General features: G+C 47.7%; 29 protein-coding genes. 19 read left to right on the top strand and 10 right to left on the bottom strand.

The annotated features are described in order from the left end of the window. The 12 genes from H0G69_RS05775 (at position 1) to H0G69_RS05720 (ending at position 7,665) form a co-directional block, all read left to right on the top strand. A complete protein-coding gene (locus tag H0G69_RS05775; protein ID WP_180304384.1) occupies positions 1–510 on the top strand; it encodes an Ig-like domain-containing protein in 510 nt (169 codons plus the stop codon). Between the two features lie 15 nt (positions 511–525). After that, positions 526–975 carry a fibronectin type III domain-containing protein gene (locus tag H0G69_RS05770; protein WP_240164316.1) on the top strand — a complete coding sequence of 150 codons (450 nt, stop codon included), beginning with the start codon at positions 526–528 and terminating at the stop codon, positions 973–975. An 11-nt stretch (positions 976–986) separates the two neighbouring features. Continuing rightward, positions 987–1,430 (top strand): hypothetical protein, encoded by a 444-nt coding sequence (locus tag H0G69_RS05765; RefSeq protein WP_180304383.1) that lies wholly within the window; start codon positions 987–989, stop codon positions 1,428–1,430. A 16-nt stretch (positions 1,431–1,446) separates the two neighbouring features. Next, entirely contained in the window at positions 1,447–1,821 is a 375-nt protein-coding gene (locus H0G69_RS05760; RefSeq protein ID WP_180304382.1) for a hypothetical protein, read from the top strand. Between the two features lie 68 nt (positions 1,822–1,889). Next, positions 1,890–1,970 (top strand): XkdX family protein, encoded by an 81-nt coding sequence (locus H0G69_RS11160; protein ID WP_420890834.1) that lies wholly within the window; start codon positions 1,890–1,892, stop codon positions 1,968–1,970. A gap of 70 nt (positions 1,971–2,040) precedes the next feature. Continuing rightward, the gene (locus H0G69_RS05750; RefSeq protein ID WP_240164315.1) at positions 2,041–2,490 is read left to right on the top strand and encodes a phage holin family protein; all 450 of its coding nucleotides are present in this window, start codon (positions 2,041–2,043) and stop codon (positions 2,488–2,490) included. After that, entirely contained in the window at positions 2,468–3,403 is a 936-nt protein-coding gene (locus H0G69_RS05745; RefSeq protein ID WP_240164314.1) for a GH25 family lysozyme, read from the top strand. Before H0G69_RS05750 ends, H0G69_RS05745 begins: the two co-directional genes overlap by 23 nt. 135 nt (positions 3,404–3,538) lie before the next feature. Beyond that, positions 3,539–3,883 (top strand): hypothetical protein, encoded by a 345-nt coding sequence (locus tag H0G69_RS05740; RefSeq protein WP_180304381.1) that lies wholly within the window; start codon positions 3,539–3,541, stop codon positions 3,881–3,883. Between the two features lie 12 nt (positions 3,884–3,895). After that, entirely contained in the window at positions 3,896–4,462 is a 567-nt protein-coding gene (locus H0G69_RS05735; protein ID WP_180304380.1) for a hypothetical protein, read from the top strand. A 12-nt stretch (positions 4,463–4,474) separates the two neighbouring features. Further along, positions 4,475–5,056 (top strand): hypothetical protein, encoded by a 582-nt coding sequence (locus H0G69_RS05730; protein ID WP_180304379.1) that lies wholly within the window; start codon positions 4,475–4,477, stop codon positions 5,054–5,056. 401 nt (positions 5,057–5,457) lie between these two features. After that, positions 5,458–6,255: a Fic/DOC family protein gene (locus H0G69_RS05725; RefSeq protein WP_180304378.1), complete on the top strand. Its 798-nt coding sequence runs from the start codon at positions 5,458–5,460 to the stop codon at positions 6,253–6,255. A gap of 42 nt (positions 6,256–6,297) precedes the next feature. Then, a complete protein-coding gene (locus tag H0G69_RS05720; protein ID WP_180304377.1) occupies positions 6,298–7,665 on the top strand; it encodes an RsmB/NOP family class I SAM-dependent RNA methyltransferase in 1,368 nt (455 codons plus the stop codon). Between the two features lie 138 nt (positions 7,666–7,803). Here the strand turns inward: H0G69_RS05720 and H0G69_RS05715 are convergent, their stop codons facing one another. Together H0G69_RS05715 and H0G69_RS05710 are read right to left on the bottom strand one after the other, a co-directional pair. Further along, the gene (locus tag H0G69_RS05715; RefSeq protein ID WP_006499222.1) at positions 7,804–8,238 is read right to left on the bottom strand and encodes a Spx/MgsR family RNA polymerase-binding regulatory protein; all 435 of its coding nucleotides are present in this window, start codon (positions 8,236–8,238) and stop codon (positions 7,804–7,806) included. Between the two features lie 13 nt (positions 8,239–8,251). Then, a complete protein-coding gene (locus H0G69_RS05710) occupies positions 8,252–8,863 on the bottom strand; it encodes a TetR/AcrR family transcriptional regulator (RefSeq protein ID WP_180304376.1) in 612 nt (203 codons plus the stop codon). Between the two features lie 136 nt (positions 8,864–8,999). Between H0G69_RS05710 and scrK the strand changes: the two genes are divergently transcribed. After that, the gene (gene scrK, locus H0G69_RS05705) at positions 9,000–9,878 is read left to right on the top strand and encodes a fructokinase ScrK (RefSeq protein WP_180304375.1); all 879 of its coding nucleotides are present in this window, start codon (positions 9,000–9,002) and stop codon (positions 9,876–9,878) included. Positions 9,879–10,526: 648 nt separating this feature from the next. Here scrK and H0G69_RS05700 read toward each other — a convergent pair. The 8 genes from H0G69_RS05700 to mvk form a co-directional block, all read right to left on the bottom strand. Then, positions 10,527–11,192 (bottom strand): ABC transporter permease, encoded by a 666-nt coding sequence (locus H0G69_RS05700; RefSeq protein ID WP_180304374.1) that lies wholly within the window; start codon positions 11,190–11,192, stop codon positions 10,527–10,529. Beyond that, positions 11,192–12,133, bottom strand: a complete 942-nt coding sequence (locus tag H0G69_RS05695; RefSeq protein ID WP_180304373.1) for an osmoprotectant ABC transporter substrate-binding protein — start codon at positions 12,131–12,133, stop codon at positions 11,192–11,194. Before H0G69_RS05695 ends, H0G69_RS05700 begins: the two co-directional genes overlap by 1 nt. Continuing rightward, positions 12,120–12,770, bottom strand: a complete 651-nt coding sequence (locus H0G69_RS05690) for an ABC transporter permease (RefSeq protein WP_006499217.1) — start codon at positions 12,768–12,770, stop codon at positions 12,120–12,122. The genes H0G69_RS05695 and H0G69_RS05690 overlap by 14 nt, the downstream gene beginning before the upstream one ends. Further along, positions 12,770–13,966 carry an ABC transporter ATP-binding protein gene (locus H0G69_RS05685; protein WP_033934877.1) on the bottom strand — a complete coding sequence of 399 codons (1,197 nt, stop codon included), beginning with the start codon at positions 13,964–13,966 and terminating at the stop codon, positions 12,770–12,772. Before H0G69_RS05685 ends, H0G69_RS05690 begins: the two co-directional genes overlap by 1 nt. Before the next feature lie 221 nt (positions 13,967–14,187). Then, positions 14,188–15,228 (bottom strand): type 2 isopentenyl-diphosphate Delta-isomerase, encoded by a 1,041-nt coding sequence (fni, locus tag H0G69_RS05680; RefSeq protein ID WP_180305406.1) that lies wholly within the window; start codon positions 15,226–15,228, stop codon positions 14,188–14,190. Between the two features lie 60 nt (positions 15,229–15,288). After that, entirely contained in the window at positions 15,289–16,392 is a 1,104-nt protein-coding gene (locus H0G69_RS05675) for a phosphomevalonate kinase (protein ID WP_180304372.1), read from the bottom strand. Positions 16,393–16,418: 26 nt separating this feature from the next. Next, positions 16,419–17,399, bottom strand: a complete 981-nt coding sequence (mvaD, locus tag H0G69_RS05670) for a diphosphomevalonate decarboxylase (RefSeq protein ID WP_180304371.1) — start codon at positions 17,397–17,399, stop codon at positions 16,419–16,421. Continuing rightward, the gene (gene mvk / locus H0G69_RS05665) at positions 17,399–18,346 is read right to left on the bottom strand and encodes a mevalonate kinase (protein ID WP_180304370.1); all 948 of its coding nucleotides are present in this window, start codon (positions 18,344–18,346) and stop codon (positions 17,399–17,401) included. The genes mvaD and mvk overlap by 1 nt, the downstream gene beginning before the upstream one ends. A 182-nt stretch (positions 18,347–18,528) precedes the next feature. On the opposite strand from mvk, the gene H0G69_RS05660 reads away from it, so the two are divergent. From H0G69_RS05660 to H0G69_RS05635, 6 genes are all read left to right on the top strand, one after another. Next, positions 18,529–21,372 carry a helicase C-terminal domain-containing protein gene (locus H0G69_RS05660; protein ID WP_180304369.1) on the top strand — a complete coding sequence of 948 codons (2,844 nt, stop codon included), beginning with the start codon at positions 18,529–18,531 and terminating at the stop codon, positions 21,370–21,372. Positions 21,373–21,423: 51 nt separating this feature from the next. After that, a complete protein-coding gene (locus H0G69_RS05655; RefSeq protein WP_039944952.1) occupies positions 21,424–21,942 on the top strand; it encodes a cell wall elongation regulator TseB-like domain-containing protein in 519 nt (172 codons plus the stop codon). 24 nt (positions 21,943–21,966) lie between these two features. Then, positions 21,967–23,265, top strand: coding sequence for an asparagine--tRNA ligase (gene asnS / locus H0G69_RS05650; RefSeq protein ID WP_180304368.1), 1,299 nt, complete (start codon positions 21,967–21,969; stop codon positions 23,263–23,265). A 235-nt stretch (positions 23,266–23,500) separates the two neighbouring features. Next, positions 23,501–24,205, top strand: coding sequence for a DnaD domain protein (locus H0G69_RS05645; RefSeq protein WP_180304367.1), 705 nt, complete (start codon positions 23,501–23,503; stop codon positions 24,203–24,205). A gap of 163 nt (positions 24,206–24,368) precedes the next feature. Further along, entirely contained in the window at positions 24,369–25,376 is a 1,008-nt protein-coding gene (locus H0G69_RS05640) for a DUF1002 domain-containing protein (protein ID WP_180304366.1), read from the top strand. Between the two features lie 145 nt (positions 25,377–25,521). Beyond that, positions 25,522–26,442: a DMT family transporter gene (locus tag H0G69_RS05635; protein WP_180304365.1), complete on the top strand. Its 921-nt coding sequence runs from the start codon at positions 25,522–25,524 to the stop codon at positions 26,440–26,442. The last annotated feature ends 517 nt before the right edge of the window (positions 26,443–26,959 follow it).

The raw sequence follows: 26,959 nt of genomic DNA, 5'->3' as shown, positions 1-26,959 counted from the left end.
TTGAAGTATTACATCTATCAAGGTGTAGGCGCTAGTGGGGAACTTACTAAGATTGCGGAAGTTACCGACCAGAAAACCTACACGGTTACGGGTCTGCAAGCGAAAACGACCTATCGTTTTGCCGTAAGTAGTTACAACGGTCTGCGGGAAAGTGCCAAGTCGAACATCGTAACGGTAACGACTAGCGAAATCCCAGTACAATCCATCACGATTGCAATCGATAAGACTGCACTTGAAGTCGGCGGTACTGCTAAGGCCAGCGTAACGGTAACGCCAACTAACGAAACGGACGGGGACTACACGCTGACCAGCACCACGCCGACGGTTGCAACAGTTGATCAGTCTGGCAATATCAAGGCGATTGCGCCTGGTACAACCACGATTAAGGCAACTATTGGCACTAAGACGTCAAACGTGGTAACAATCACGGTCTATGAAGCACTGGTCGACGTATCTAACCTTACGTCAAGCGATGTAACGACTAACAGCGTTGATTTAAGCTGGACTTAAAAAGCAGGTGATGTCATGCAGTATCGAGTACGCAACGGCACCGCTTTAATCGCAACGACAAGTAGTAAGAACTACACGGTAACGGGGTTATCGCCTAACACGGCGTACACCTTAAGTGTAACGGCTTATAATGGCTTGCGAGAAAGCGAATCAAAAAGTATTAGCGTACTGACACGAGGCATTCGCATTCGTGTTCCTACGACCTTAACTGTCGGTTCAACTGCCAACGTAACCTATCTGGAGTATCCACTCGGTATCGTACCAATCGGCACTGAGCCTAGCGGTTTCTTTGGTGGTGGCAATCGACAAACGTTGCCGGTTAAAGTTGTCAGTGTATCTAACGGCATTAGCACGTTAGAAATCACGAGCAAATTCAGCAACTTTTCCGACAACCAACTAATGCAAAAATTAGATGATGGTAGCTTTGGCGTATTCGATGGCGTCAAGGCTATTTATTTTAAATGAGAGGTGAAAAAATGGACCTTACTAAGATTTTTAGTGGAATGGATAAAGGGCCTGAAGCTATCCAAGCCAACTTTGAAACGCTCAAAAATACGTTCAAAGCAACATATCTTAATGGCGCTGATATGACTAATGTCAACGGGACGAACGAGAAAGGTATTAACTTTGGTTGGCGTTTAGATTTTGACAAAGTTTCGCTGCTATTCATCAACTTGTGGATTAACGATTTCAGCGGTAACGAAGCATGGAAATCATACAAGAACGTTGCGATTCCCAAGTCGTTTCTTAACGGTGCTACGAAAATTAAAACTATTCCAGAACAGGAAACTCAAGATAATGGAGCAATCGTTAACTGGACGTTAGATACCAATGGCCAGTTGTCAGTTGCCACACGTGGTACTGCAATCGGTGAACATGTCGGGATTGGGTTCGTTGGCATGTTTCTATTGTTTCAATAATCGGAGGTGATTATTAATGTCAAAAAAGATTTATTTTTTCGAGCCAACTAACAAGAACGCATTTAGCTACTTCGACATCATCGAAGATGATGCACAAGTTCCTGCAAATGCAACGACTGTCGCACCATTTGACGGTGAAGGAAAGCCGTTGCTTAACCCTACCTGGAACGGTTTGGCTTGGACCGGTGTAGACGAAGAAACTTGGCGAAAGAGCTTGCCAGAAGTTCCACACGAAGAAGCCAAAAAAGAACCAAGCTCTGATGATCAAGATATCATTGTGCTTACTGCTCAACTGCTGCAAACGCAAATGACAGTTAAGCAGCAAGGCACGCAAATCGCTAGTCTAACTGGCGCACTACTGGCAAACGCAAAGGCAAAGGCAACTAACTAAAGAGAGGTAAAAACTATGTATTCCATTTTCAAAATGTATTACCCAATGGGCCTGTTTACTGTACAACAATGCAAGGACGCGGTTTTGTCGGTTGGCTGACCGCTGAACAATTTAAGGAAATCACCGGACAAGATTACGTGGCTGCGTAATCTTTTTTATTTTGTCGCCTATGAAAGATAACAGTATTGCATAGCAAGGCGGCAGTTAGGAGTTGGGAAATTGGACGTTATTAAGTATCTTGCTGACGGTCCAGGCGTACCATACCATATGCAATACATGGAGCACTTGCATATGTTAGTCGATAACAAAATCGTGTGGCTTTTTGTCTGGATTGTCGTTGCTGATATTATCACGGGCTTTTTGAAGTCTTTGGTTACTAAGAAAACAAGCAGTCGTAAAGGCACTGATGGCTTGATTCGGCACGGGGTATTGCTGCTAATCATTATCACGCTTTACCCTATGTTAGACATCAACGGCTTTCGGAGTGCTGGCGACACGCTGATTATCTTTTATGTACTTTTCTATGCTGTTTCAATCATTGAAAATCTGGGGCAAATGGGCGTACCCGTTCCAGATTTCGTCAAGCAGTATATCTACAAGTTAAGCGATGAGTATGTTCACGAAGACAAGAACGAGGAGGTCAAAAATGGCACGCGAAATCATGATTGATCTGGCTAGTTATCAAGCTAACCTGACCGCTAACGATTACCGCGCAATTGGCGCTACTAAGGCAATCGTTAAGGCTACGGAAAGCACTAACTACGTCAACCCTTACATTCAAAGCGAAGTAAATAACGCTGCTGCGGGTGGTGTTAACGGCTTTGCATTCTACCATTTCGGACGTTTCACCAACGATGCCGGAGCAAAGGCGGAAGCCGAGTTCTTCATCGCCAACGCTAAGGCAAAGGCAAACGTCAAGCCTGGCACGCTGTTAGTCCTTGACGCTGAAATCAATAACATGCCAACGTCAAGCGTTATCGTGTTCTTAGACACACTGCGCAACGCTGGTTATCACACCGGTTTCTATACCTACAAATATTTGTTGCCTAAGTTTGATCTGGAAGCAATCCACCCACACTGCGATTTCTTCTGGTTGGCTGCATACGTGCTGGCAAACGGCAAAGCGGACGGTAAAGAGCCTAACTTTAACTACTTCCCAAGTGCCAACTATGTTGACGCATGGCAGTACACTGATAACCTGTTAGGCTACAAGGTTGACGGGTCTATCACGCTGACTGACAACGCTTTGGCGCTGTTTAATCCAACCGAAGTTAAGCAACCGGAACAGCCTGCACAACCGGCTAACAAGCCCGCTGAAACGGTCTGGAAGGACGCACTGGGCGATGAGTGGCACGCTGAAAGTGGTACGTTCACGAGTACAACTGCACTTCATCTGCGGTGGGGTGCTAAAGTAACCGCAACGTCAATCGCAGTCTTGCCAGCTGGTAGCGTGATTAAGTATGACGCATGGAGCCGTCATAACGGGTTCGTTTGGCTGCGTCAACCACGTGGCAACGGTCAATACGGCTATCTAGTATGCCGAAATGCTAACACTGGTGAGCCTTACGGAACTTTCAAATAACGATTAGACCTAGCTTAACGGCTAGGTCTTTTTTTATTTTAACTTTTTTGTTAATAGATATTTACAAACGTAATGGAAGAGTGTATTATAATAGTTGTAAAGAGACATTAACAAAATAGAAAGAAGGAACTTAAAATGAAGATTGAAGAAACAAAGATTTTTAAAAACTGGCAAAAATACGGGCTGATCAGCTTGGAAGACTTCACCGAAAACTGGAACTGGGTAAATCAAGACCCACTCGACGAAACGGGACACTTAACCCGTTCAATGGGTTTGGAAGTAACTAAGGATATGGAAACCAAAGCCATTAACGAAAACAATCCAATGGCTAACTTGCTATATGATGAGAACAACCTGCAAGGCAAGATTGTTCGACTTGAACGCAAGTGGGTTCCAGGCCTTGACCGGTATTATTTCTACAAAGACGGCAAGCGCTGGAACGGAGATATTATCTTAAGCAAGCGGGACCATTTGAACTAGGGGGGCTGCTAAATGATTATTGATACAACAGCAATAAAAAAGTTGATATGTGATTCGGGCATACCAACAACTAAGCTAGAAAAGGGCACGGGCGTCAACCGCGTAACCATTTCTAACTTGCGGGCTGGCCGGTCAGACTGGAGTAAGGTTTGGCTGACCACGCTTGAAAAGTTTCAAACATTCATCAACGATAACGAGGAGGAAATTAAAATGATGAAGAAAGAACAACTGGAATTGAACGAACTGGTAGAACTGCAAGGATTAGCAAAGGAAGGCGTAACTGTTGGCCTTCCAGAAGATATCATTAGCATCTACAATGATGAAGCGGAAGAAGAAAAGATGACCACCGCTGAATTTGTCGAAAACTTTGTTGATGATCTGAGCGGTATTATCGAGCTGCACGAAGACGGTTCAATCGATATTAAAGGCGAAGGTTTGGTCGTCATTGATAATAGCAATCTTTGTGGCAATGATTTATTAGATTGGTTAGGAAACAATTCCAATTTCAAGGAATTGTTCACCGATTCCGTTAAAGCTAAAGAACTTGTTGAAAATGTTTATGATACGTATTTTGATTAGGAGGTCTTAAAGATGATTTCAATCCGTACTGAAGCCGATAAAGCATACATTAGTAGCCCATATAATCCAGAGTTTGTAAAAGAAATCCATAGCATTGGCAGTGCCAAGTGGCATGCTGCTACAAAAGAATGGCAAGTACCTGTTGAAAGTCTTGAAGACGCAAAGCAGGTGCTGCGTGATGTCTATGGTACTGACGGTTCAGAAAATAACGAACCGAAAGTAACCGTTAAGCTTACGATTGATGATGATGTCGATTTAGGCGATATTCAATCAATCGACAACGAGCTGGTAATGACGTTGTTCGGCCGTGAAATCATGTCGGCACGTGGTCGTGATTCCGGCGTAAAAGTTGCCGATGGCGTAACCGTCAAAGGCAAATACAAGTCAGGCGGTTCGATGAAGTACCCAACAATCGAGTTTGGCAAAGGGACAGAAATTATTGTATATAACGTCCCAGAAAGCTTGGCAAAGAAAACTAAGGTTAAACATGCAACTGTTGAAGTTGTCAGCAAACCAAAGATTGATCGCCAAGCGCTGCTTGACGAAAAAGAGCGACTATTGAAACGCATTGCCGAAATTGACAAACTGCTATAAAATAAAAACAGCCAGTAGCGATACCGGCTGTTTCGTGCTTTCAGCACGCGGATTGAAATCTATAATTAAATTAGGCATTAGCTTATTTAGTACCCGCCCAAAGCGGGTGTGATCCAGATATAGATATTAGAATACCTTGGGTCTTAATTTGTTATCCCCATATCAAGTGGGGCTGCGGTCGTCATTATGATGGCCGCTTTTTTGTGCAACGAAAAGTGCAATGATTAGAAAATTTATATATCACTATATATCACTAAATTAAGCTAATATGCATATTTGCGCATTATAAAAAACTATATAACATTATACCGACCTTAGCCTTTAATGTTTGAAAGCATTGTTTGATGGCCAACGAGCGCGCTACAATTGGCTTAATTAGATTCAGAAGGGGAGATGGTGATATGACAGCTTTGATTAATCGCAAGACGCATCATATTGGCGGCGTTGAGTTTCGCAATCCGCGCAAATTTCAGCTGCTGGCAGTGACGGTTGCCAACAGTGCCATGGAAGGCTGGCAACCAACCGATGAGCAGATACGGGCACTGGCTGATGCATATGATCACCCGCAGCCTGAATTAGACGCACAATTGAATCAGCTGCGGCATTGGCGGGTTCCGGTTGCTAAGCCGGCGATCACGGATGAGCAGGCCTTAGCTCATACTTTTTTAAATCCAAACGGTACCTTAAAAAATAAGCTGGGCATTCATGATAAAGCGGATCTTGATGAGCATGAGTTTATTCAAGGTTCATTGGTAGGGCTGAGAATGCTGCAGCGCGGTTTTAAGATAGCCAGTGTTGACGATCTATGCCGGATCAACCGGGCCTTGTTTGGCGATCTATACGACTGGGCCGGCGAGCTGCGCAACTATAATCTGACCAAGCAGCAGACGTTGTTTTTGCCACCGAACGTTTTTGACAATGGCATTCGCTCGGTCAATGCTGAGATTACCGCTTTAAAGCAGCAGTCACGACCACAGACAGCCGCATACGCCAAGCTTTTGGACGAGCTGAACTACCTGCATCCATTTCGCGAGGGCAATGGGCGGGCCATTCGTGTTCTGATTGAATTATTGGCAAACGAAAAAGGTCAGTATCTTTATTATGACGCTGAGGATGATGAGTTTATCCAAGCGCTGTATGACTCAAAGGTTGACGTTCTAACCCGTAAGCTCCATCTAACGGCTTTGGCGATAGAATAATGCTATAATAATAAGGATATTTTATGACGAGGAGCTTTTTTTGTGAAACTACCAACTGCTTTTATTGAAAAATACCGTCAGCTGTTAGGTAATGAGGCCGATGCGTTTTTGGCCGCGTTTGATCAGCCAAGCTGCAGCGGCTTTCGTACCAATCCTTTAAAAAACGGCCAGCCGGATGCCACGTTGAAAACAGCGTCAGGCAAGATTGAATATGTTGAAAATGGCTGGTTTGGCAAGGTTGATGGCAAGTCGCTGGATCACGTTACCGGTTGGGTATACAGCCAGGAACCTAGCGCCATGTACGTTGGCGAGGTTGTGGATCCGCAGCCGGGTGAGCGTGTGCTGGATCTATGCGCGGCCCCAGGTGGTAAAAGTACGCATTTAATCGCCAAAATGCATGATGAGGGTCTGCTGGTTGCCAATGAGATCTTTCGCAAGCGGGCCAATATCCTAGCTGAAAATCTTGAACGCTGGGGGACTCGGCATGCAGTCGTGATGAATGAGAGCCCAGCTGACCTTGAAAAACAGTTTCCGCAGTTTTTTGATCGAATTTTAGTGGATGCGCCTTGTTCTGGTGAGGGAATGTTTCGCAAAGAGCCGGCTGGAATTGAGTATTGGACGCCGGATTATCCAAGTGAATGTGCCAATCGTCAGCGCAAGATTTTAAGCTCAGCTATGAAAATGCTGAAACCGGGGGGCACGCTGGTTTATTCCACCTGCACGTTTGCTCCGGAAGAAGATGAGCAAAACGCGGCCTGGCTGTTGGACAACTATGATCTGACTATGGAGCCGATTAAGAAGTATGTCGGCATGGATGATGGCCGACCAGAATGGGCAGACGGCAATCCTGAATTAAGTCGTGCCGTGCGTCTGTTCCCGCATCATATCCAAGGCGAGGGCCATTTTATTGCTAAATTCCGTTTGCAGGGCACCTTACTGACGTCGGTATCTGCCAAAAAGAAAAGCAAGAAAAAGGGCAAGCAGCGCGCTAACCATAATTCGATTACCAAAGAGCAGCGAACCTTATTTGAAAAGTTTGCTGCTCAGACAATGCCCAGCTATCAAGCTAATCAGCTGCTGACTTATGGTGACCAGCTTTATGATCTGCCAAAGGGAATCGATGAGATCGCGCAGATGACCATTCTGCGGCCGGGACTGCATTTGGGAACGTTTAAAAAGAATCGATTTGAACCCGCGCTGGCCTGGGCCTTAGCCAGTCAGCCCACTGATACCGACCATGTCTTGTCGATTACGCTTGATCAGTGGCGCCAATACGTGCATGGCGATACGCTGCAGCTGAGTGGCGAGCCTGGCTGGCAGCTGCTGGTTTGTCAGGGGCATGTCTGCGGCTGGGGCAAGCTGGTTGGTCAAACGCTTAAAAACTTTTATCCAAAAGGGCTTCGATTCTAGATCGCTTTATTTACTTGAACGATCATGCAATCAGCCTAACGAGAGTCGTAAATAAAAGCGGTGCTGTCCCGAGGTGAGGACGGCACCGCTTTTTAAGATTAAAAAACCTCATCTCATCGGTTGAGACAAGGTTGGAGGCTAATTGTAGGCCAGCTGCATGGCTTGACTTGAGCCGCGACCGTTAAGCTTGCCCAAGAGTTGCGACAGTTCCAGGCGCCGCTGCTGATGAGGAACCAAAACCCCCATCTTATCAGCATTGAAACCCGTCAGCATTTTGTGGCCACTGACGATTAGCGGACTTTTAAGGATCTGTGGTGTTTCTTGAATGGCATCAATCAGCTGATTCATCGTTGGCGCGGGATGTTTGGCGTAAAGTTCTTTGGTTGCCTTGGAACGTTCGGATACCAGCGTTTCAGTGCCATCGGGCGAGAGTTCCAGTAATTGGAGAACTTCATCGCGCGTTAAAGGATCTTTATTCAGGTTGCGGGATTGGAAGTCAAGGCCATGCTTGGTCAGCCATTTTTCCGCGCGCCGTTTGGCAGGATTATTTGTGTGAAAGTAAAATTTAATCATTGGCAATTTCCTTTCATAAACTAGTTTCGTGTTTTTCTTCTTCAAACAAGCCATTAACCGAAATGCGGACGACTCTTTTGATCTGTGCATCGTCGACTTGCGTATTGTTGAGCTTTGCCTGACGCAAAAGCCACATGATTGGTCCCAGCAGCAGGGCACCAACCAGAAACTGGTCGCCGACGACTGCTGCTTGACTTTCTTTGCACAGACGGCAGTATAGTCCGCTCAGACTGTTGGTAAACGAGGCGCCTTCCTGCCTGGCAGTTGGCGTAATCAATTCGGGAGCGGCATGAATGGCCATGATGTAGTTGGCCTGCAGAGGATATTTTATATACTGCCGAGCAAAATACTCCAGGCAGGTGATTAGTTGTTCTTTAGTTGAGTCGGTTTGGGCCAGCTGTTCGTCTAGCCCGGATTCCAGCTGCTGTTTAGCAGCAACATAGATCTGTGAGAGCATGTCCGTTTTATCGCGGTAGTACACATAAGGGGTGCCGGAACTGATGCCGGCCCATTTGGCGATTTTACCAAATGACAGCCCCGCGAGACCGTCACGATCCACGATTTCAAAAACGGCTTGGATAATTTTAGCTTTTTTAGATTGGTCTTTTTCTCTCATGTTAATCATACTAAATGATCATTTAGTTAAAGTCAATGAAATCTTGAAAAAAACCGGAAAAACTTGTTGATTAATTAAGAAAGCGTTATTATTGATAAACGAATAACAATAATAGGACAATTTTAACGAGCGAGGGATTAATTTTATGATACTTGGTAGTATTGAAGCCGGCGGGACCAAATTTGTCTGTGCAGTTGGCAATGAAAATTATGAGGTAATCGATAAGGCAATCTTCCCCACGATTGACCCAGCAACCACGATTGGCAACTGTATTGCATTCTTCAAAAAATATCCGGAAATGCAGGCGATGAGCGTTGCCAGCTTTGGACCGATCGATATCGACAAGCATTCGGCTAAATATGGCTACATTACTGATACGCCAAAGATCAAGTGGTCAAACTGTGATTTTATCGGAATGCTGAAGCGCGGGCTGGGACAAAACCTGCCAATCTACTTTACAACCGACGTTAATGGCTCGGTTTATGGCGAATACGTCAATCTAAAGGATCAGCTGCCTAAAGCCGACCTGGTCTACTATACGATTGGGACTGGCGTTGGGGCCGGAGCAATTCAAGATGGTCACTTTATTGGCGGCGTTGGGGCACCGGAAATGGGGCATGTCTTGGTAAAGCGGCATCCTGACGATCTGAACTTTACGGGGATCTGTCCTTATCATGGCGACTGTCTGGAAGGCCTGCTGTGCGGTCCGACCTTTAAAGCACGTCTTGGTAAGCGAGGAGAAGACGTAAGTGACGATGATCATGTCTGGGACATTATGGCTTACTATGCTGCTCAGGCAGTGATGCAGGCAACGTCAATTCTGCGGCCCGCTCGCGTGATTTTTGGTGGCAGCGTTTCACGACCACACTTTATGGAAAGGGTTCGCGATCAGTTCAGACAGCTCTACAATGGCTATCTGGAAGTCGGCGATCTGGAAGAATACATCACGAATCCAAGCGTTCCTGGCAATGGTTCGGCAACGCTGGGTAACTTTGCTTTGGCAGAAAAGATGCTTCATCAATAAAAATGAGATCACGGTGCTTGAACGGGCATGCGTGATCTTTTTGGTAACGGGCTTTGGTTTTCCCAGGAAATAATCAAAGTAAGCCGGTCGCATTACATCGAAAACGAAAACTGCACGGGTAATTGACGCGTTGTTGGCAAGTGCAGTCTGGGATTTGGCTAGGGCTTAACGTGGCTTGGCTGTCATTTGATGATAAAGTAAATTTGATCGGGCGTTGATGCTTTCAAGCAGGCTTGTTTGTGAAGAAAATCGAATCTTGAGCAGCTTACAGGACTGGATTTACCTACTATTCTTCGTTTTTGGACCGGAAGTAGGTAAGTGAATATTCAATTCGCCAAACATTACCTACTTGAGACGAATTTTTCCGAATCGTAGGTTTAGAAACTGGTAGGGGTTGATTGGATCAGACCGACTTTGTGAATTTACTATGCATTGATTTTTGATGAAAAGTAGGTAATGAGGTTTTTGTCATATGTTTATACAAGATTTTTTGCATATCTGCTGGGCATCAATTAACTATTGGCAAAACATTTGAAGAATACATAATCAAAAAGACCTTTAAGAACCAATAGCGCCACCTCAAGCCGGAAAAACTTGAGATGACGCTATTTTTACTTGACAGTTGCCATAAATGAAGCAGTTTTGGCTTTATTGCGCTTTTTTCGCGGTGTGCGGTGCCAGTTTATGCTGAACCCAGCCCAGTAGCCAGTCAGTAATGATCGCCATTAAAGCAGTTGGCAGGGCACCGGCAAGGATGATGGCCCCGCCGTTGGTTGCGTTGGTCCCACGAATGATAATATCACCTAGACCGCCGGCACCAACAAAAGAGCCAATTGCCGTAATTCCGATGGCAACGACCAGGGCATTCCGAATCCCGGCCATGATAACGGATACGGAAAGTGGCATTTCAACCATGACCAAAAGCTGCCACTTCGTCATGCCCAGCCCACGACCGGCATCCAGCGAAACAGGACTGACGCTGTCCAGGCCGGCTGCCGTGTTTTTAATGATCGGCAGCAGCGAATACAGAAAGTTGGCAACGATAACGGTCTGGGTCCCCAGTCCTAAGACCAGCATCAGCATTGAAACCATGGCCAAAGAAGGAATCGTTTGAATAATGTTGGCGATACTGATGATCGGCCCATTTAAGTGATGGTGACGAGAAATCAGGATTCCAAGTGGGATTCCAACTAATGCTGCCAGTAAGACGCCATAGACAGAGATGGCAAAATGATGGTTAAACTGCTGCAGAACATAGGTGCCATTATGACCGAGGTAGTACCAGAACTGCTGCCATAGACTCAAACCCTTCATTAATTGTCGCCTCCTTCAAAGTAGTGGTGCTTAACTAAGAAACGGTGCGCAACCGTAGCGGGCTCCAACAGTTCGTCATCAGCCTGATAGTTAAGCTCCTGCATGGTTGATAGACTGATTTTGCCATCCAAGCGGTGCAGGACTTTTTTAAGATGCGGATCATGACGAATGATTGCGCCTCTGACGACTAGTGAGCAGTTATATGGCGGGAAAAAGTGCAGATTGTCCTTTAAGATCTTCAGGTTATAGCTGCGGATTCGTCCGTCAGTTGAGTAGCCTAAAATAACCTGCATTTTGCCTTGTTCGGCCGCATCATAGACCAACCCGATCTGCATTGGGTAGACGCGCTTGAACTTAAATCCATATACCTTGGCAAAGTCGTTGTAGCCATCGCCTTTACGGTTCATCCAGGAACTGTCGACCCCAGCCGTTAATTGACTGGCAACCGGCTTCAAGTCACCGACCGTGGTTAGATTGTACTTTTTGGCATTGGCCTGGGTTACCATGAAGGCATAGGTATCGGCAAAACCGTACGAAGGATAGCGAATCTCATCGTAACGCTGCTTTAAAAGGCGATCAACGGTTTTAGTAGCTTTTTTGGGGTCTTTTTGAGCGGGCATGCCCAAAGTCCCAGTCAAATCAGTTCCCGTGTAGCTGGTCGCCATAATATCAGCATCATTGTTTTGCAGCGCCTTGTGTGAAACCGATGAGCTCCCCAGGTTGCTGACCATCTTGACCTTATAGTTGGTGTCGTGTTCGATCAGATCCTTAAGCATGTAGCCCATGATCTGAGATTCAGTTGAGCTTTGAGTAGCAATCCGCAGCGTCTTAGGCTGATGATAGGTGGTTTCAGTAGAAGAACTGCAGCCGCTGACGCCTAAAACGAGGACAAAAATGCTAAAAAGCAGCGCCCCGATCTTTAAATTTCTATGCCTGATCATTAGCCGCACCTCCCCGACTCGTAGTAGGTGTGAGTTTGCGTTCCACAATGCCCAGCAGCCAGTCAGCAACCAAGGCCAGGATGGTAACTGGGATCGTACCGCCGATGATCAAATCCGGTTCGTAAAGGTCCAAACCATTGAAGATGAAGTCACCCAAGCCGCCAGCCCCAATGTAGGAAGCCAGCGTTGACCAGGCAATAACATAGACGGCCGCCAGACGAATCCCGGCCATGATTACGGGCAGGGCTAATGGCAGTTCAACCATCTTGATTGATTCCCAATTGGTCATGCCCATTCCCTTGGCGCTGTCAATCAAGGTTGGATCAACGTCTTCCATGCCGGCATAGGTATTGCGTAGAATCGGCAGCAGGGAATAGATAAACAGTGCTACGATTGCCGGCGTTTTGCCAATTCCTAAGATTGGAATCATCAAGGCCAGCAGTGCCAATGAAGGGATGGTCTGCAGCATGCTGGCCAGCCCAATTACGAATCTGGCAATTTTTTTACAACGCGTTAAAGCAATTCCAAGAGGTACCGCAACAATGATTCCCAAAGCAAGCGAAACAGCAGAAATATAGATCTGCTCCCATGTTTTGACGATCAGTTCGGTCCCATGTGCTTGCAAGAATGCCATCATTATTGCTCACCTGCCTCTTTTAGATCCTTAGCTTGGTCTTTGGCTGGATGGGGATTTTCAGTGGTTCCCCAAACGGCATCATAGATTACGTCAACCAGTGCTGATCGGGTAATGATGCCTTTTAAGTGATTTTGCTCATCAACTACGGGAACGTACTCCCAATTCCGTTCCAAAAGCGGTTCCGTAATCATCTGCAGGCGTTCGTCTTCCTTGATCTTAACCGGTACCGCATGCTTCATGTCATCAATAATCAACTGCGGTTGCTGCTGGTTGCGCAGCGTCTTTAAGTCAAGAATCCCGGTCAGATGATCTTCATCGTCGACGACCATCAGACTGTCGACGTGGTATTGGTGCATTTGGTTCAAGGCATCGCCGAGATTTTGCTGAGCGTGAATCTTGATTGGATTTGGCCGCATGATCTCGGCTGCCGTCAAGTGGTTGACCTTGGCCTGGCGGAGACGTTCTGGACCAATCAGATTGGCAACGAACTCATTAGCAGGGTGAGTCAGTACATCGTCAGGCGAGGCATTTTGAATGATATGTCCCTGATCCATAATCACGATTCGATCGGCCAGCCGAATTGCTTCATCCATGTCGTGGGTAACCATGATGATGGTCCGGCCCATCTGCTGCTGCAATCGCTTAACCAGCCGCTGCAGTGCTTCACGCGTCAACGGGTCCAGGGCACCAAACGGCTCATCCATCAAGATGATCTGCTGATCGGCAGCCAAGGCCCGAATAACCCCGATCCGCTGCTGCTGACCGCCGGAAAGCTCAGAAGGGTAGCGATCCAGAAATTCTTCGGGCAGTTCGACCATTTTGATCAGTTCCTTGGCACGGGCATCACGTTTTTCTTTAGGCCATTTCAAAAGCTTGGGAACCAGCGTGATGTTATCGCGAATCGTCATATGCGGCATCAGCCCGATGTTTTGAATCACATAGCCAATGCTGCGGCGCAATTCGATTGGATCAATATCATGGATGTTTTTACCATCGACAGTGATATCGCCGCCAGTTGGAATCAGCATACCGTTGATCATTCGCAGGGTCGTCGTCTTGCCACCGCCAGAGGTCCCGATAAAACAAACGAATTCTCCACGCTCAATGCGCAGATTGATATTTTCAACAGCTACCTTGCCTCCCGGATAAATCTTGGAGACGTTCTTAAATTCGACCATTGGTGGTTTAGCAGCCATATGCATCCTCCTCCTTACAGTCAAAAATTAAAATTTCCCAGTGCAAAAAATTAGAAATCCCTCACTAACTTTAGTATAAGATTGACCAGCCAAATTGTCATTACTTAAAAAACGTTCACCTGTCGCGCAAGTGAACGTTTTCAAAAAAATATCCAAGTAAAATAGTTTATTAAATATAAAATGTTATTCTAATTATCCGAAATAGTATTTTGAATTATGGCTTATAAGCCACGTTGGGTTGCATAGCTGATCAGTTCAGGACTTAAGACTACTTCGGCCTGCTTCAGCTCGGCAAAATCATGACAGCCCAAAAGCGTCAGCAAGCGCAGGATTGCTTCTTGCCAAGTGTCCAGCTCGCGATCTAAGGCGTCGTTGCCCTCATCAAGCAGCGTGTGCAGAAAATGGCCAGCCACGCCGACTGCACTTGCGCCCAAAGCACCAGCCTTAATGACGTCGAGTGGGGAAGTAATGCCGCCCGAAGCAATAATACTGACATTGGGATTTTTAACGGCGCGGGCCTCCAACAATGATTCTGGCGTCGTCTGTCCCCAGTCATTGAGCATTGACAGGTCGAAATTATGATTGCGCCGATTTTCGATGGCCGCGAAGTTGGTACCGCCGCGGCCGCTGACGTTGATGTATCTAACGCCCAGCTTCTGCAGCCTGGCAATGGTTTTTTTATCCATGCCGAAGCCGACTTCCTTAACGATGACGGGGATGTTTAGCTGACTGACCAGTTTTTTGATGCGTTCCTGCCAGAAAAACTCACGATCTCCTTCCGGCATTACCAGTTCCTGGGCAGCATTGAGATGAATCTCAATAGCATCGGCTTTTAGAATCTCAATTGCCTTTTGGGCCTGCTTTGGATCGACGCTGGCGCCAAGATTGGCAATGACTGGTTCAGTCGGCATCTTTTCGCGAACGATGGCAAAAGATGCCTGGGCCTGGGGATCTTTTAAGGCAACGCTTAAAGATCCGGTTGCCATTGCCAGCCCATGCTGATGAGCAAGTATTGCCAGTTGGGCGTTGATTTTGGCCGTCTGCATGCTGCCACCAGTCATCGCCTCAATATAAAAAGGCGATTTGAAGGTCAATTTGCCCAGCTTAACGCATGGATCCGCCTGGCTGAGTGCCATTTCCGGCAGGCTGTTGTGAATCAGGCGGACCTGATCGAACGGATGATTGGCATGGGATTGCGAGTAGAGCTTTTCGGCCAGCGAAACATGTTCATTTTTACGGTGAGCTTGCAGCGATTCCATAATACCTCCTTGAATAGGGTACATAAAATTCGCGCGTCACGAAATAGCGGCGCGCGAACGGATTTATTTGATCTTGAGCTTGTAGCGGCGAATCGAGTTAACAAAATGAACCGCTAACGGCAGCTGTTCGATTTTCTTAGTCTGCCAAGCCGCTAAAAGGCTATCCAGATCAGCATGACCATCAATTGCTACGATGCCGCAGTCGCCGCCGCCAGCACCGGAAGTCTTGGCCGCGCCGCCGAAATCTTCGGCAATGCGACATAGTTCATGCAGAATCGGCGTTTCAATCTGGACTCCGGAATTGGCACCCAGATTTTTCAGCAGCTCGCGGTTTTTGCGAATCTCACGCTTGATCACGTCCAGATCAGCCTGGTGAAAGCCTTCAATCATGCGCTGAATGCAGGCCTTGCTTTCTTCCAGGAAATGATGATACTTATCCTGCTGACGGGCCTTAAACAAAGAGATCTTGTCGACCAGCCGCGAAGTTGAAGCCGGGCTGCCGGTCCAGCCGATCAAAAGCTGCAGGTTGGCTGGGGCGGTCAGTGATTCGATTTTTAGATCAGGCCATGGCAGGTCCAGCAGAGTCGGCAGATCCAGGTATTGGCGCTGTTCAGCCAGCCATTGCCGATCAAACGAGTGGTACGCGATCCAACCGCCATATACCGAAGCTGCCACATCCCCCAATGAACCGTTGCCTTGGACGGCGAAATGGGCGATGGCAGCCAGCTTAAAGAGCTTGTCCTTGTCAACCGGCAGATCATAAAAAAGACACAGCGCCTTGACCGTGGCAACGGTAACCGCGGCGGAAGAACCCAGACCATATTTTTTGCCATTGGCTGAGTCAAGCTGACTGTCAATATAGATGTCGTAGATCTGCAGCTGACGATCCAGGCTGCGGGCATATTCTTCGGTCACGCTGATGGCAGAAAGAATGTAGGCGAATGGGTTGTCGCGCTGATCAACGACCATTTTATCGCCTTGCCGCCGCCAGAGCAGGGAATTTTCGTGGTACTGCTCACTGATGATGCGTCCCGTGTCGGCAGGACTGACTTTGATTGAACAGGTAACGAACTGGTTTAGCGCAACCAGAATTGCCGGGTAGCCATTTTCAACTACGGCATATTCACCGGCAATATAAAGCTTGCCAGGAGCTTTTGCAGTAATCAATTTTCCATATTCCTCTCAATATTGGTTTATTTTTGATCCAATAAGACTGTTCCTGGTCCGGGCTGGGACACGACCAGATTGTCGGCGCCGAACAGTGGGGTCAGGGCAGCTTGAATTTTACTACGGTCAGCCCGATCGTAAATGACTTTTACGTTCGGACCCGCATCCATCGTATAATAACAGTTTGTACCACTGGCGCGCAAGTTATCGATCGCGTGCATGGCTTGGAGCGTGGCGGCATTAAAGTATGTAAAGCCAGGATCGGCGGCCAGATTCAGGGCATGCATGCGCAGGGCATTTGTCTGAGCAATGTGGCCAATTTCATTGATATCGCGTTTTTCAATGGCCAGCTTGATTTTCTGCATGTCGGCTTGAACGACCTCGCGCCAGGCTGGGTAATAAGGCGAGGTCTCAACGACGTGCTGCATGCCCAGCGTGCTGGAAACCTTTTTTTGCTCCGTATTGAGCAAGATGGCCATCATTTCAAGCGGAAAATCCACCTTTTCCATAATTGGCTCCGCATACGAGGTGAGGTCATCAACACCGCGATGCCATTCAACCAGGCCACCATAGATTGAGCGGGTGGCCGAGCCTGAACCACGGCGCGCCAGTCTTGAAAGATCACGGCGCGCCAGCTTCAACCCTGCAGCCGTGCTGGCGGCCATTGCCAACGCAGCAAAGGCTGAAGCTGAGCTGGCCAGACCGGCTGCCATGGGAACATGGTTGATTGATTCGACCCGGGCAAACTGATTGGTCTGACTCATCTGACGCACGATCGACAAGACTTTTTGAACTTTTTTAAAGCCCTTGCCGCTCACCGGTTGACCATCAATAATCAGCTCATCGGCGGTCAGCTGGGTGGAAAACTCAACTTTGGTGTCGGCATAGAACTCATTCAGCGTTAAGGAAAGACTGTCAGTTTGCGGCAGCATCAGCTCACTGTCGCGTTTTCCCCAGTATTTGACCAATGCGATGTTGGTATGCGCCCGCGCGACTGCACTTGTCATTATTCATCCCCCTTTGCCAATGGCTGAATCCAGGTTTCAACCGCACCATGCTGTTTTAAAATTCCGGCCAGCTTGCGAGCACCCAGGGCAGTTTTGGCAAGTGCAAACATGCAGCCGCCGCGTCCGCCGCCAGTCAGTTTGGCACCTAAAGCTCCATTTTGCCGGGCAACTTGGATCAAGCGTTCAAGTGCCGCGTCGCTGACGTTAAGCTCAGTCAGTTCGTCTTGAGCCAGATTTAAGACGCGTCCCAGCTCATTAGGATCATCGTGGCTTAAAATCGTCCGCGCACGCTCAGTCAGCTTACCCAGATGTGCCAAACGCTGCTGGGTAGTCTGCGGATCAGTGGCCAGCAGCTCTCTGACGGCCATGATGGCTTCTTTAGTAGCTCCTTTGACGCCGGTATCGGCAATCACCATTGTAGCGTGCAGGTTGAGCTCAATTGGCTGGCCAGGCTGTCCCTTGATGAAGTAAATTGGCTGATCAGAGCTGGTCGTAGCCGCATCCAAGCCGCTGGGACTGCGATGCGTGATCTGTTCTTCAACATCGGCCAGCTTTAATAGCGTTTCACGGTCCAATGGCGTTTCATATAAATCAAAAAAGGCCCGTACAATGGCAATCGCGGTGGCGGCTGAAGATCCCATGCCGCGCTCGGATGGCAGCATGCTGTCGATTTCCAGTGTCCAACCGTCATCTTGACCGTTGAAACGTTCCATCAGGGTGTTGATGAGTTTTTGAATGCCTGCCATGGATTCGGGCAGACTGGTTAAATTTCCTTGGGCCCAGCTGCATTTGACAACGTGACTGGCAGATGTCGTGTCAGCCGTGAGCGTTGCCTTAAGCTTGACGTTTGGCAGCGGCAGGGCAATTGCCGGCTGACCATAGACAACGCTGTGCTCGCCAATTAGAATAATCTTGGCGTGACTTTGCCCAATACCTTGTTGTTTCAATCTGAAACCTACTTTCTTCAAAAATGTTTCTCTAATTATCTTAACCTAATCTGGGGATGTCTGAAAGATTTTTATGTTTTTTAGCGCTTTTTGCTGCCAAACATCCAGATGCAACAATGGTCAAGATGACAAATGAATAGTATCATGGTGGTGAGAAATATAACGAAGTACGGTGAAGACAAGTGAAAAAACAGTCAAAAAAGCGCGAGCCGATTTATGCGATCGTTGACTTGGAAACTACCGGTACCAGCGTTAAGCATGGCGATCGGATCATTCAGATTGGCTGCGTTTTGGTTCAGGCAGGCCAGATTATCAATCAGTTTGAAACCAAAATCAATCCGCGCACCAAGATTCCTCACAGTATTGAGCAGCTGACGGGAATCACCAACTCAGACGTTCATGACGCGCCTTGGTTTGATGACGTAGCGGATACGCTGGAAAGCCTGCTTAGCGATACGATTTTTGTCGCGCATAACGTTAATTTTGATTTTCCGTTTTTAAATGCAGAGTTAGAGCGGGCAGGGCATCAATCCTTGGCAATTCCAGCGATTGATACGGTGACGCTGGCCCAGATTCTGCTGCCCACGGCTAAGAGCTTTCGATTGCGTGATCTGAGCTCTTATCTGGCAATCGAGCATGATCAGCCGCACAGTGCCGCCAGTGATGCTGAGGCAACGGCTGTGTTGCTGATTGATCTTTTAAAAAAGGTTCATCAGCTGCCCACGCTGACCCTGGCAAGCCTGGTTAAGATGAAGCTGCAGCTGCCAAAACAGACGGCAGACGTGTTCAGCCAGGAGCTGGAAAAACGCCGCCATCATCCGCAGAATCTAAGCGCTGATCTCTACGTCAGCAATGGTCTTGTACTGCATAAGTCGCGTCCTTTGGCAACCCCAATGGCCCATGACAAGAATGCCTACCCAGCCACCAAAAAGGCCAAGGAGAAACTGTTTGGCGATCAACTGGAGTTCCGTGCCACGCAGTCTAAGATGATGAACAGCATCTATAATCACTATGCTCATGATGCTGAAAAGCCAATGATCATTGAGGCCGGAACCGGGGTCGGCAAGACTTTGGGCTATCTTTTGCCAATGGTCTATCAAGCTTATCCAGATCGGCAAATCGTGGTTTCAACGGCGACCAACCTGCAGCTGCAGCAGATTGAGCAAAAAACGATGCCGCAGCTTAATGCAATGCTGCCATTTGAGGTTGCCAGCGTGGTTGTAAAGGGCAACGATCATTATCTGGATCTTGCCAAATTTGCACACTCGCTGAGCATCGTGGAGGATTCTAAGCTCGTGCAGCTGCTTAAGGCGCGTATCTTGGTATGGCTTTTGCAGACGACCAGCGGCGATATGGATGAATTGAATCTGAATGCTCAGCAGTCGCCTTATTTTACCGAGATCCGTCATCATGGGCTCAGAACGCTAAGTCGCGACAACCCGTTTATCAAAGATGATTTTTTGATGCGGCGCAACCGTCAGCTTCAGCATGCTACGGTCGTGATTACCAATCATGCCTATCTGGCTGCCCACGCGGCTGAGTTTGGCCACGATGCGCTGCGGCCGTATCTGGTGGTTGACGAGGCACAGCACCTAAGCGACAGTATTTTGAAAAAAGCGCGGCAGACCGTGGACTTTCAACGCTTGACGACGGCAGCTCACGTTTTGGAGGGCCTGGTTAAGGAAGGCAGCGAGCGCAATCTGATTGATGTCTTCGCGCATCTGCCGCTGGGAATCTACAACGTTGAGCTGCTGCAGGGTGATCTGCAGCAGCTGGATCAGGCATTCTTAGATTTTCAAGGAGCGCTTTACCGCAGCTTTATGCTGAACGCAGCGGGCGAAGACGATCAGATCATCGAACAGGTCGTTGATAATGATCGGCTTTATGCACTCCTGGATACGTCAGGACCGGTCATGATGAATCTTGAACAGTCATTAGCCAGCGTCCAGCTGCATTTTTCCGCGCTTGATCATCTATTTGCCTCGCGCAGTGACAGCTGGCTGGCCAGTGATCGCTACCTGATGAGCCAGTTTGCGACCCAATTGGCAGCATTGAACGGGGCTGACGAGGTGCTTCACGAGTTTGTGGCGGCCTTGGATCAGCATGATGAGGCCGCGGTTTTCTGGCTGACGGTTCAGCAGTCGCATGAGCGCAGCACGATGAAATTGAGCGGGGGACTCTTAAACGCCAGTCATTACCTCAGCGAACAGGTCTATCCATTCTTTCAGCCGGCACTGTTTGTCGGGGCGACGCTGTTTACCTCTAAGCGCTCCAACTATCTGTACCAGCAGCTGGATCTGAATCGTGATAACGTCAAGGTCAAGCATTTCAAGTCGCCGTTCAACTACCAGCAAAACAGCCGGCTTTTGATTGCCAAGGACGCGCCGATGCCAGCCGATGCCGATAATGGCGACTACATCCGCTATCTTAGCCAAACCATCTACCGCCTGGCCAACGAGACTCAGTGTCAGACAATGGTGCTGTTCAATTCACTCGTGACGGTTGAACAGGTCTACAGTCAGCTGCGCAGTACCGATCTGTTTAATCAGCGTGATATTTTGGCTCAGGGAATCACGGGCAATCGCGAAAAGCTGCTGAAACAGTTTGCGACGGGCGAAAATTCGGTTTTACTGGGCGCGGCCAGCTTTTGGGAGGGAATCGATCTACCCAACAGCCAGCTGCAGCTTTTGATCATTACGCGGCTGCCGTTTGACTCACCGCAAGAGATTCTTAACCGCGCGCAAAGCAGCCTGCTTAAATCAAAGGGCATCAACCCGTTTTATCATTTAGAGCTGCCTAAAGCGACGATGCGGATGCGGCAAGGAATCGGGCGTCTTTTAAGAACACCGGATGATTACGGCGTGGCCGTTGTTTTGGATCCGCGGCTGAGCGATCGGCGCTACGGGAAAACGATCCTGAATGCCTTGCCGGAAATGATGCCGGTAGCAGCAGCGGCAACTGCCAATGTGATTGAAGAGACAAAAAAATTCTTAAAAAACCATGAACGATCCACGCAGCGCCAATAGATTTTGTTATAATGCAAGAGATACTGAATTGAATTAGGAAGGAAGGCCGCTATGCAAAGTCGCCGCGAGGTACAAAGAGAACGCAGTCGTGGAACATCGAAGCGGATGATTCGTGATCTGCTGATTCTGATCATCCTAATTTTTTTGGTTGGCTGGAGCATCTATGCTGTCGGCAATCATCCCAAAGCAGAAGCGGAACGTCAGGCAACCACAATTGCCAAGCGTTATGCCAATTTAAAGACGCGCACTGATTTTTACATCTACAACCGAGAAAATACTTATTACACGGTTGCAGGCAAAAACAACAAAGGCCAGCGGATTCTGGTCATCGTGCCGCAGAAAAACGGCTCAGTGCGGGTTGTCAAGCAAAGTACGGGATTAACCGAACAACAGGCGCTTGCCCAGGTTAAGAGCAATGAGCATCCGAAAAGGGTACTCAAGGCCGTGCCGGGGATCTTTAATGACAAGGTAGTCTGGGAAGTTACCTACCTTAACAGCAAAGGCAATCTCTGTTATGACCTGATCAACTTCAAGACGGGCAGCTATGTGCAACAGATCAACAACTTATAGTTACATTGTTTGGAGGAATTTTTTGTGGAAACCATCAACATTATTGATGCGCCAAAGCACGTCAACGAACGCGTGCGGATTGGCGTTTGGCTGACTGACAAGCGTTCCAGTGGCAAGATCGCTTTCTTGCAGTTGCGTGACGGGACAGCATTTTTCCAAGGCATTCTGCGGAAAAATGACGTAACGCCAGAAGTATTTGAAATGGCACGGCATGAACTGCGTCAAGAAAGCAGTTTTTGGGTAACGGGCGAGATTCATGAAGATGCTCGTTCCAAGTTTGGCTACGAAATTCAGATTGAAGACATCGAACTGATCGGCGAAAGCGTTGACTACCCAATCGGCAACAAGGAACACGGAATCGACTTTTTGCTTGATCACCGTCATCTGTGGCTGCGTTCCAGCAAGCCACACGCGCTGATGCGGATTCGCGATCGCGTCATTCGGGCCAACTACGAGTTCTTTGGCGAACATGGCTTTACCAAGATTGACGCGCCGATCTTGACGGCCAATGCACCAGAAGGAACGACCGACCTGTTTAAGACTAAGTACTTTGACCGGGATGCCTACCTTTCTCAGTCCGGTCAGCTTTACGAAGAAGCCGGCGCGCTGGCATTTGACAAGGTCTACAGCTTTGGTCCGGTTTTCCGTGCTGAAAAGTCTAAGACGCGTCGTCACTTGATTGAATTCTGGATGATCGAACCAGAAATGGCCTTTATGCACCAAGAAGAAAGTCTGCAGCTGCAGGAAGAATACGTGGCCTACCTGATCAAGGCCGTAATCAAGGACTGCAGCCGGGAACTGGAAGTGGTTGGTCGTGATCCAAAGACGCTGGAACCATTCACGCAGACGCCATACCCACGCATCAGCTATGATGAAGCAATTAAGCTTTTGCAGGATGCCGGCATGGACGTCAAGTGGGGCGACGACTTTGGTTCACCAGAAGAAACCTACCTGGCCAACCACTTCAGCAAGCCGGTATTTGTATTGAACTATCCTAAGTCAATCAAGCCATTCTACATGAAGGGACACCCAACGCGCGATGACGTCTATGTCTGCGCCGATCTGCTGGCTCCAGAAGGCTATGGCGAGATCATTGGCGGCTCAGAGCGTGAAACCGACTACGACACACTGGTAGCATCAGCTAAAGAGGCAGGGCTGAACATCGATGACTATCAATGGTACTTTGACCTGCGCAAGTATGGCACGGTGCCACACAGCGGTTTTGGTCTGGGGCTGGAACGTTTCCTGACCTGGATCTGCCTGCAGGATCACCTGCGCGAAGTCATCCCATTCCCACGTCTGTTAAACCGGATCTACCCATAATCGGTATTAGCCGCAATAATGTGGCTTAAAATATAAATTAAAGGACCGATGGCAGCGAGTCATCGGTCCTTTTGCTTGACCTGGATTGGTTAAGTTAATGATCGAACCTGCTTTAAGCAACATTGCCATGAAGAAGATGTTTGAATGAATTGCTGATTGAATGGCTTTGAGACTTGTATAAGTACAGGCCGTTATTTTAAAATGATTGGTGCACGAATGAAAAAGGGGGATGCTTATGGCGAAGCAGGATTTTTTGTTTTCCTATCTGCAGGCCGGTGAAACTTCAATCAGTAATCTTTTGCTTCATCATTACCGAGAAATCGGGATGACCAGTGGTGAGCTGCTGGTCTATCTGGAATTAAAGTCCTACATCGATCGGGGAATTGAAAACCCCAGCATCACCTGGATTGCGGAAAATCTGCAGACTGATGAGCGGACCGTCTATGAGCAGATTCATCAGATGACTGAGCATCAATTGCTGGTGCAGCGAATGAAACGCGATGCTGAGGGAAAAGAAACGGCCTACTATGACTTTTCGCCACTGATCAGTCGTTTGGTTGGTCGTGAGGGACAGATTCAGTCGCAGCAAAAAAACGTCAAACAGACCACGGCTCGTGAAAAACTGTTTGCCGAGATTGAAAGCGAGTTTGGCCGCCCGTTGACGCCAATGGAGATTACCTATGTCAATGACTGGCTGGATAAGGATCATTATGAGATTGAAATGATTCGGCTGGCCTTAAAAGAAGCAGTCGTCAATGGCTCACTGCGGTTCCGCTATATGGATTCAATCCTGATGAACTGGCGCAAGAACAACCTTAAGACGCCCCAAGAAGTCGAACAGGATAAGCAACGCTATCAGAGTCGCATGGCACAGCAGGGCGGACAGCTGGGCAACCGGCCGATCCCCAACATCCCAATCCTTAAGCTGCCTGATGATTAAGACTCAGCTGACTGCTTGGTGATCATGGCCACGGGAATCAACCGTCTGCTCAAATTCTAATGAGTGCTTGATCTAATCTTTAAGTTTTGGTCAAGACAGCGCTTTTAAAACGAATTCAAGGTATAATTAAGAGGCAAATAATCAGAAAGGCGGTTTGCTAAAGATGAACAAACCAATCAAAATGCTGGCTGGATTGATGCTGGCAGTAACGCTTGCTGGTGCGGCAGCAGTAGCGACTCCAGCGGTCGTATCTGCTGACACTGCAACCGAGCAGTCAAGCTCATCGTCTTCTACGGCTACGCATACCTTAAGCAGCTCTTACGTGGTTTATGGTGCCGGTGCGCCACAAAGCGTCTATGATCAGCTGAACTCGGTAATGGGCGTGGATTCGTCTTTTAAGAAATTAACGGCCACGGCCAGCGACTACGCTAAATACATCGGCAATGGCACGACTACCGATGCCGCCATGATCAGTTCGGTGGCAATTGCACCAACCGATCCAGGCAGCGGGGTCAAGGTCAATATCAAAAAATACAACGGTCAAAGCAACATTACTGAGGTTACGGCTCAGCAGTACGCAATGGTTGCTCAGATGGCAGGGGTAACCGATATTACGATCGTGGTCACTGCCAATCGCGCCGTGTCAGGTGAATCTGCTTTAACTGGGGTCTACAAGGCCTTTGAAGAAGATGGTCACCAGCTGAACAGTCAAAACACGGCGGCAGCCAACTCGGTTCTGGATGCTACTCAAGATGCCATTGATGCCAATAAGGACGACTCATCCTACCCAGGTAAGCTGATGGCGGCAGTTGGCGATACGTCCAAGCAGATCGCTCAGCAAAAACAGAGCAGTGGCGAGCTGGCAACCAAGGCAGATATTCAGGAAATGCTGAACAAGGCCCTGGAAAAACGCGGTATTGCTGATCAAACGACTACGACGCAGCAGGAAAAGATTGCTGGCGCGTTGGTCAACTTCCAAAACTCACCAATTTCTTCCAGCAAGACCTATATCAATAATGTAACCAATACGATCAATAACGTTAAGAATTCAACCGGCAACTTGATGAATAAGGCGAAGAACTGGGCCAACAGTGAAGCCGGCAAGGAAACGGTCAAACAGGCGCAAAACTGGCTGACTAGATTTATTAATTGGGTCAAGAGCTGGTTCTAAACTTAATATAATTAAGCAAACCGTTCGTGAAACTTTCATGAACGGTTTTTTTGCTGAAAAAAAGCATTTTGCCAGAAGAATTTATCCAAAAATGTTAGAATATTTTCTATTGTGATTTGAAATAATTTATGGGTAGGATTTTAAGATGAATAAACAAAAAAATATCGTTAAAGGGATGCTGTGGGCAGGAACCGCCTCAATCAGCTGGGGTGTTTCCGGCACGGTTCTGCAGCTGATCTCACAGAATCTGGCTATCCCTGCACATTGGATGCTTTCAATGCGTACCTCGGCTGCGGGGGCAATTTTATTGATAATCAGCGCGATTTTATACCGCGGTAAGATCTTTAACGTTTTTAAGTCATGGCCATCCGTAATCTCACTGTTCAGTTATGCGGTTTTTGGCTTGATGGCTAATCTCTATACTTTCTATTACGCGGTTCAGACCGGGAATGCGTCCATGGCGACCATTCTGCAGTATCTGTCACCATTGTTTATTGTTTTTGGCGGCTGGTTTTTCCAGCATAGCCGTCCGCTGAAAAGCGATCTCTTATCATTTGTGATTGCCATGGCTGGGGTTTTTCTCTGCTTGACTAAGGGGAATTTTGGTCATTTGGCGATTCCGCTGAATTCATTCTTATGGGGGCTGGGTTCTGGTATTACGGCAGCTTTCTACGTTGTTTTACCGCAAAAGGCTGCTGAAGAAAATTCGCCGCTGGTTGTGTTGGGTTGGGGGACCGCGATTGCTGGGGTCTTGTTTAATCTATACCAGCCATTTTGGGTCAACCCGCCGCACATTACCGGAACACTGGTTGCATCCGTTTCAACAGTGGTCTTATTTGGGACGATTATTCCGTTTGGGATGTTGATGCACGCGACCAAGTTTGCCCCTTCAGACGTGGTCAGCATTATGGACGCGCTGCAGCCAATCGTGACGGCAATCCTGAGTGTGATTTTCTTTAAGGAATGGATGAACTGGATCGAAATCTTAGGCATTGTGCTCGTGATTCTGGCTATCTATATTCTGCAAAATGGTCGTCGGAAGGGTCATCTTGAAACTATTGATTAAAATGTTATGAGTTGTCGAAATAGGTATCTGGCTTTTTAAGCAGGATGCCTATTTTTGTCGGTTTTAGATAAAAAAACGATGCTGGCGAGTTATCTGACGGTCCTTGATTATTAGATTGTGATTCCTAGGCTGGCTTGGCAAATTAATTTAATTGCATCAGCAGCGTGTCTGCCAATGAAAGCGACTGTGGTTGACGCATGGTGATTATTTTCAAGAGGCGTCATCTGCTGACCATTGTCGATCGTGTAGCTGCTGAAATGTTTGGTAAGCGCGAAAAACCGTTCACCTGGGAATTTATGAAGAAAGTCAGGATCTAACTGGCCGAGGATCCGAAAACTACCTACGATTCCTTGATTTTTAGCCAGATGTAGGTAACTGCATACGCGGCTTACCGAACTTTACCTACTTATGGTAGTTTTTTCCGAATCGTAGGTAAAATTGGATATTTTTAAGCCGATTATGCAGGATTTTCTGAATAATAGACGCGACCAATACTTTGACATCTAATAAACTGGTA

This window comes from Limosilactobacillus mucosae, assembly GCF_013423865.1.
GTDB classification, from domain to species: Bacteria; Bacillota; Bacilli; order Lactobacillales; family Lactobacillaceae; genus Limosilactobacillus; species Limosilactobacillus mucosae.
This window is presented reverse-complemented; position numbering and strand designations above follow the sequence as displayed.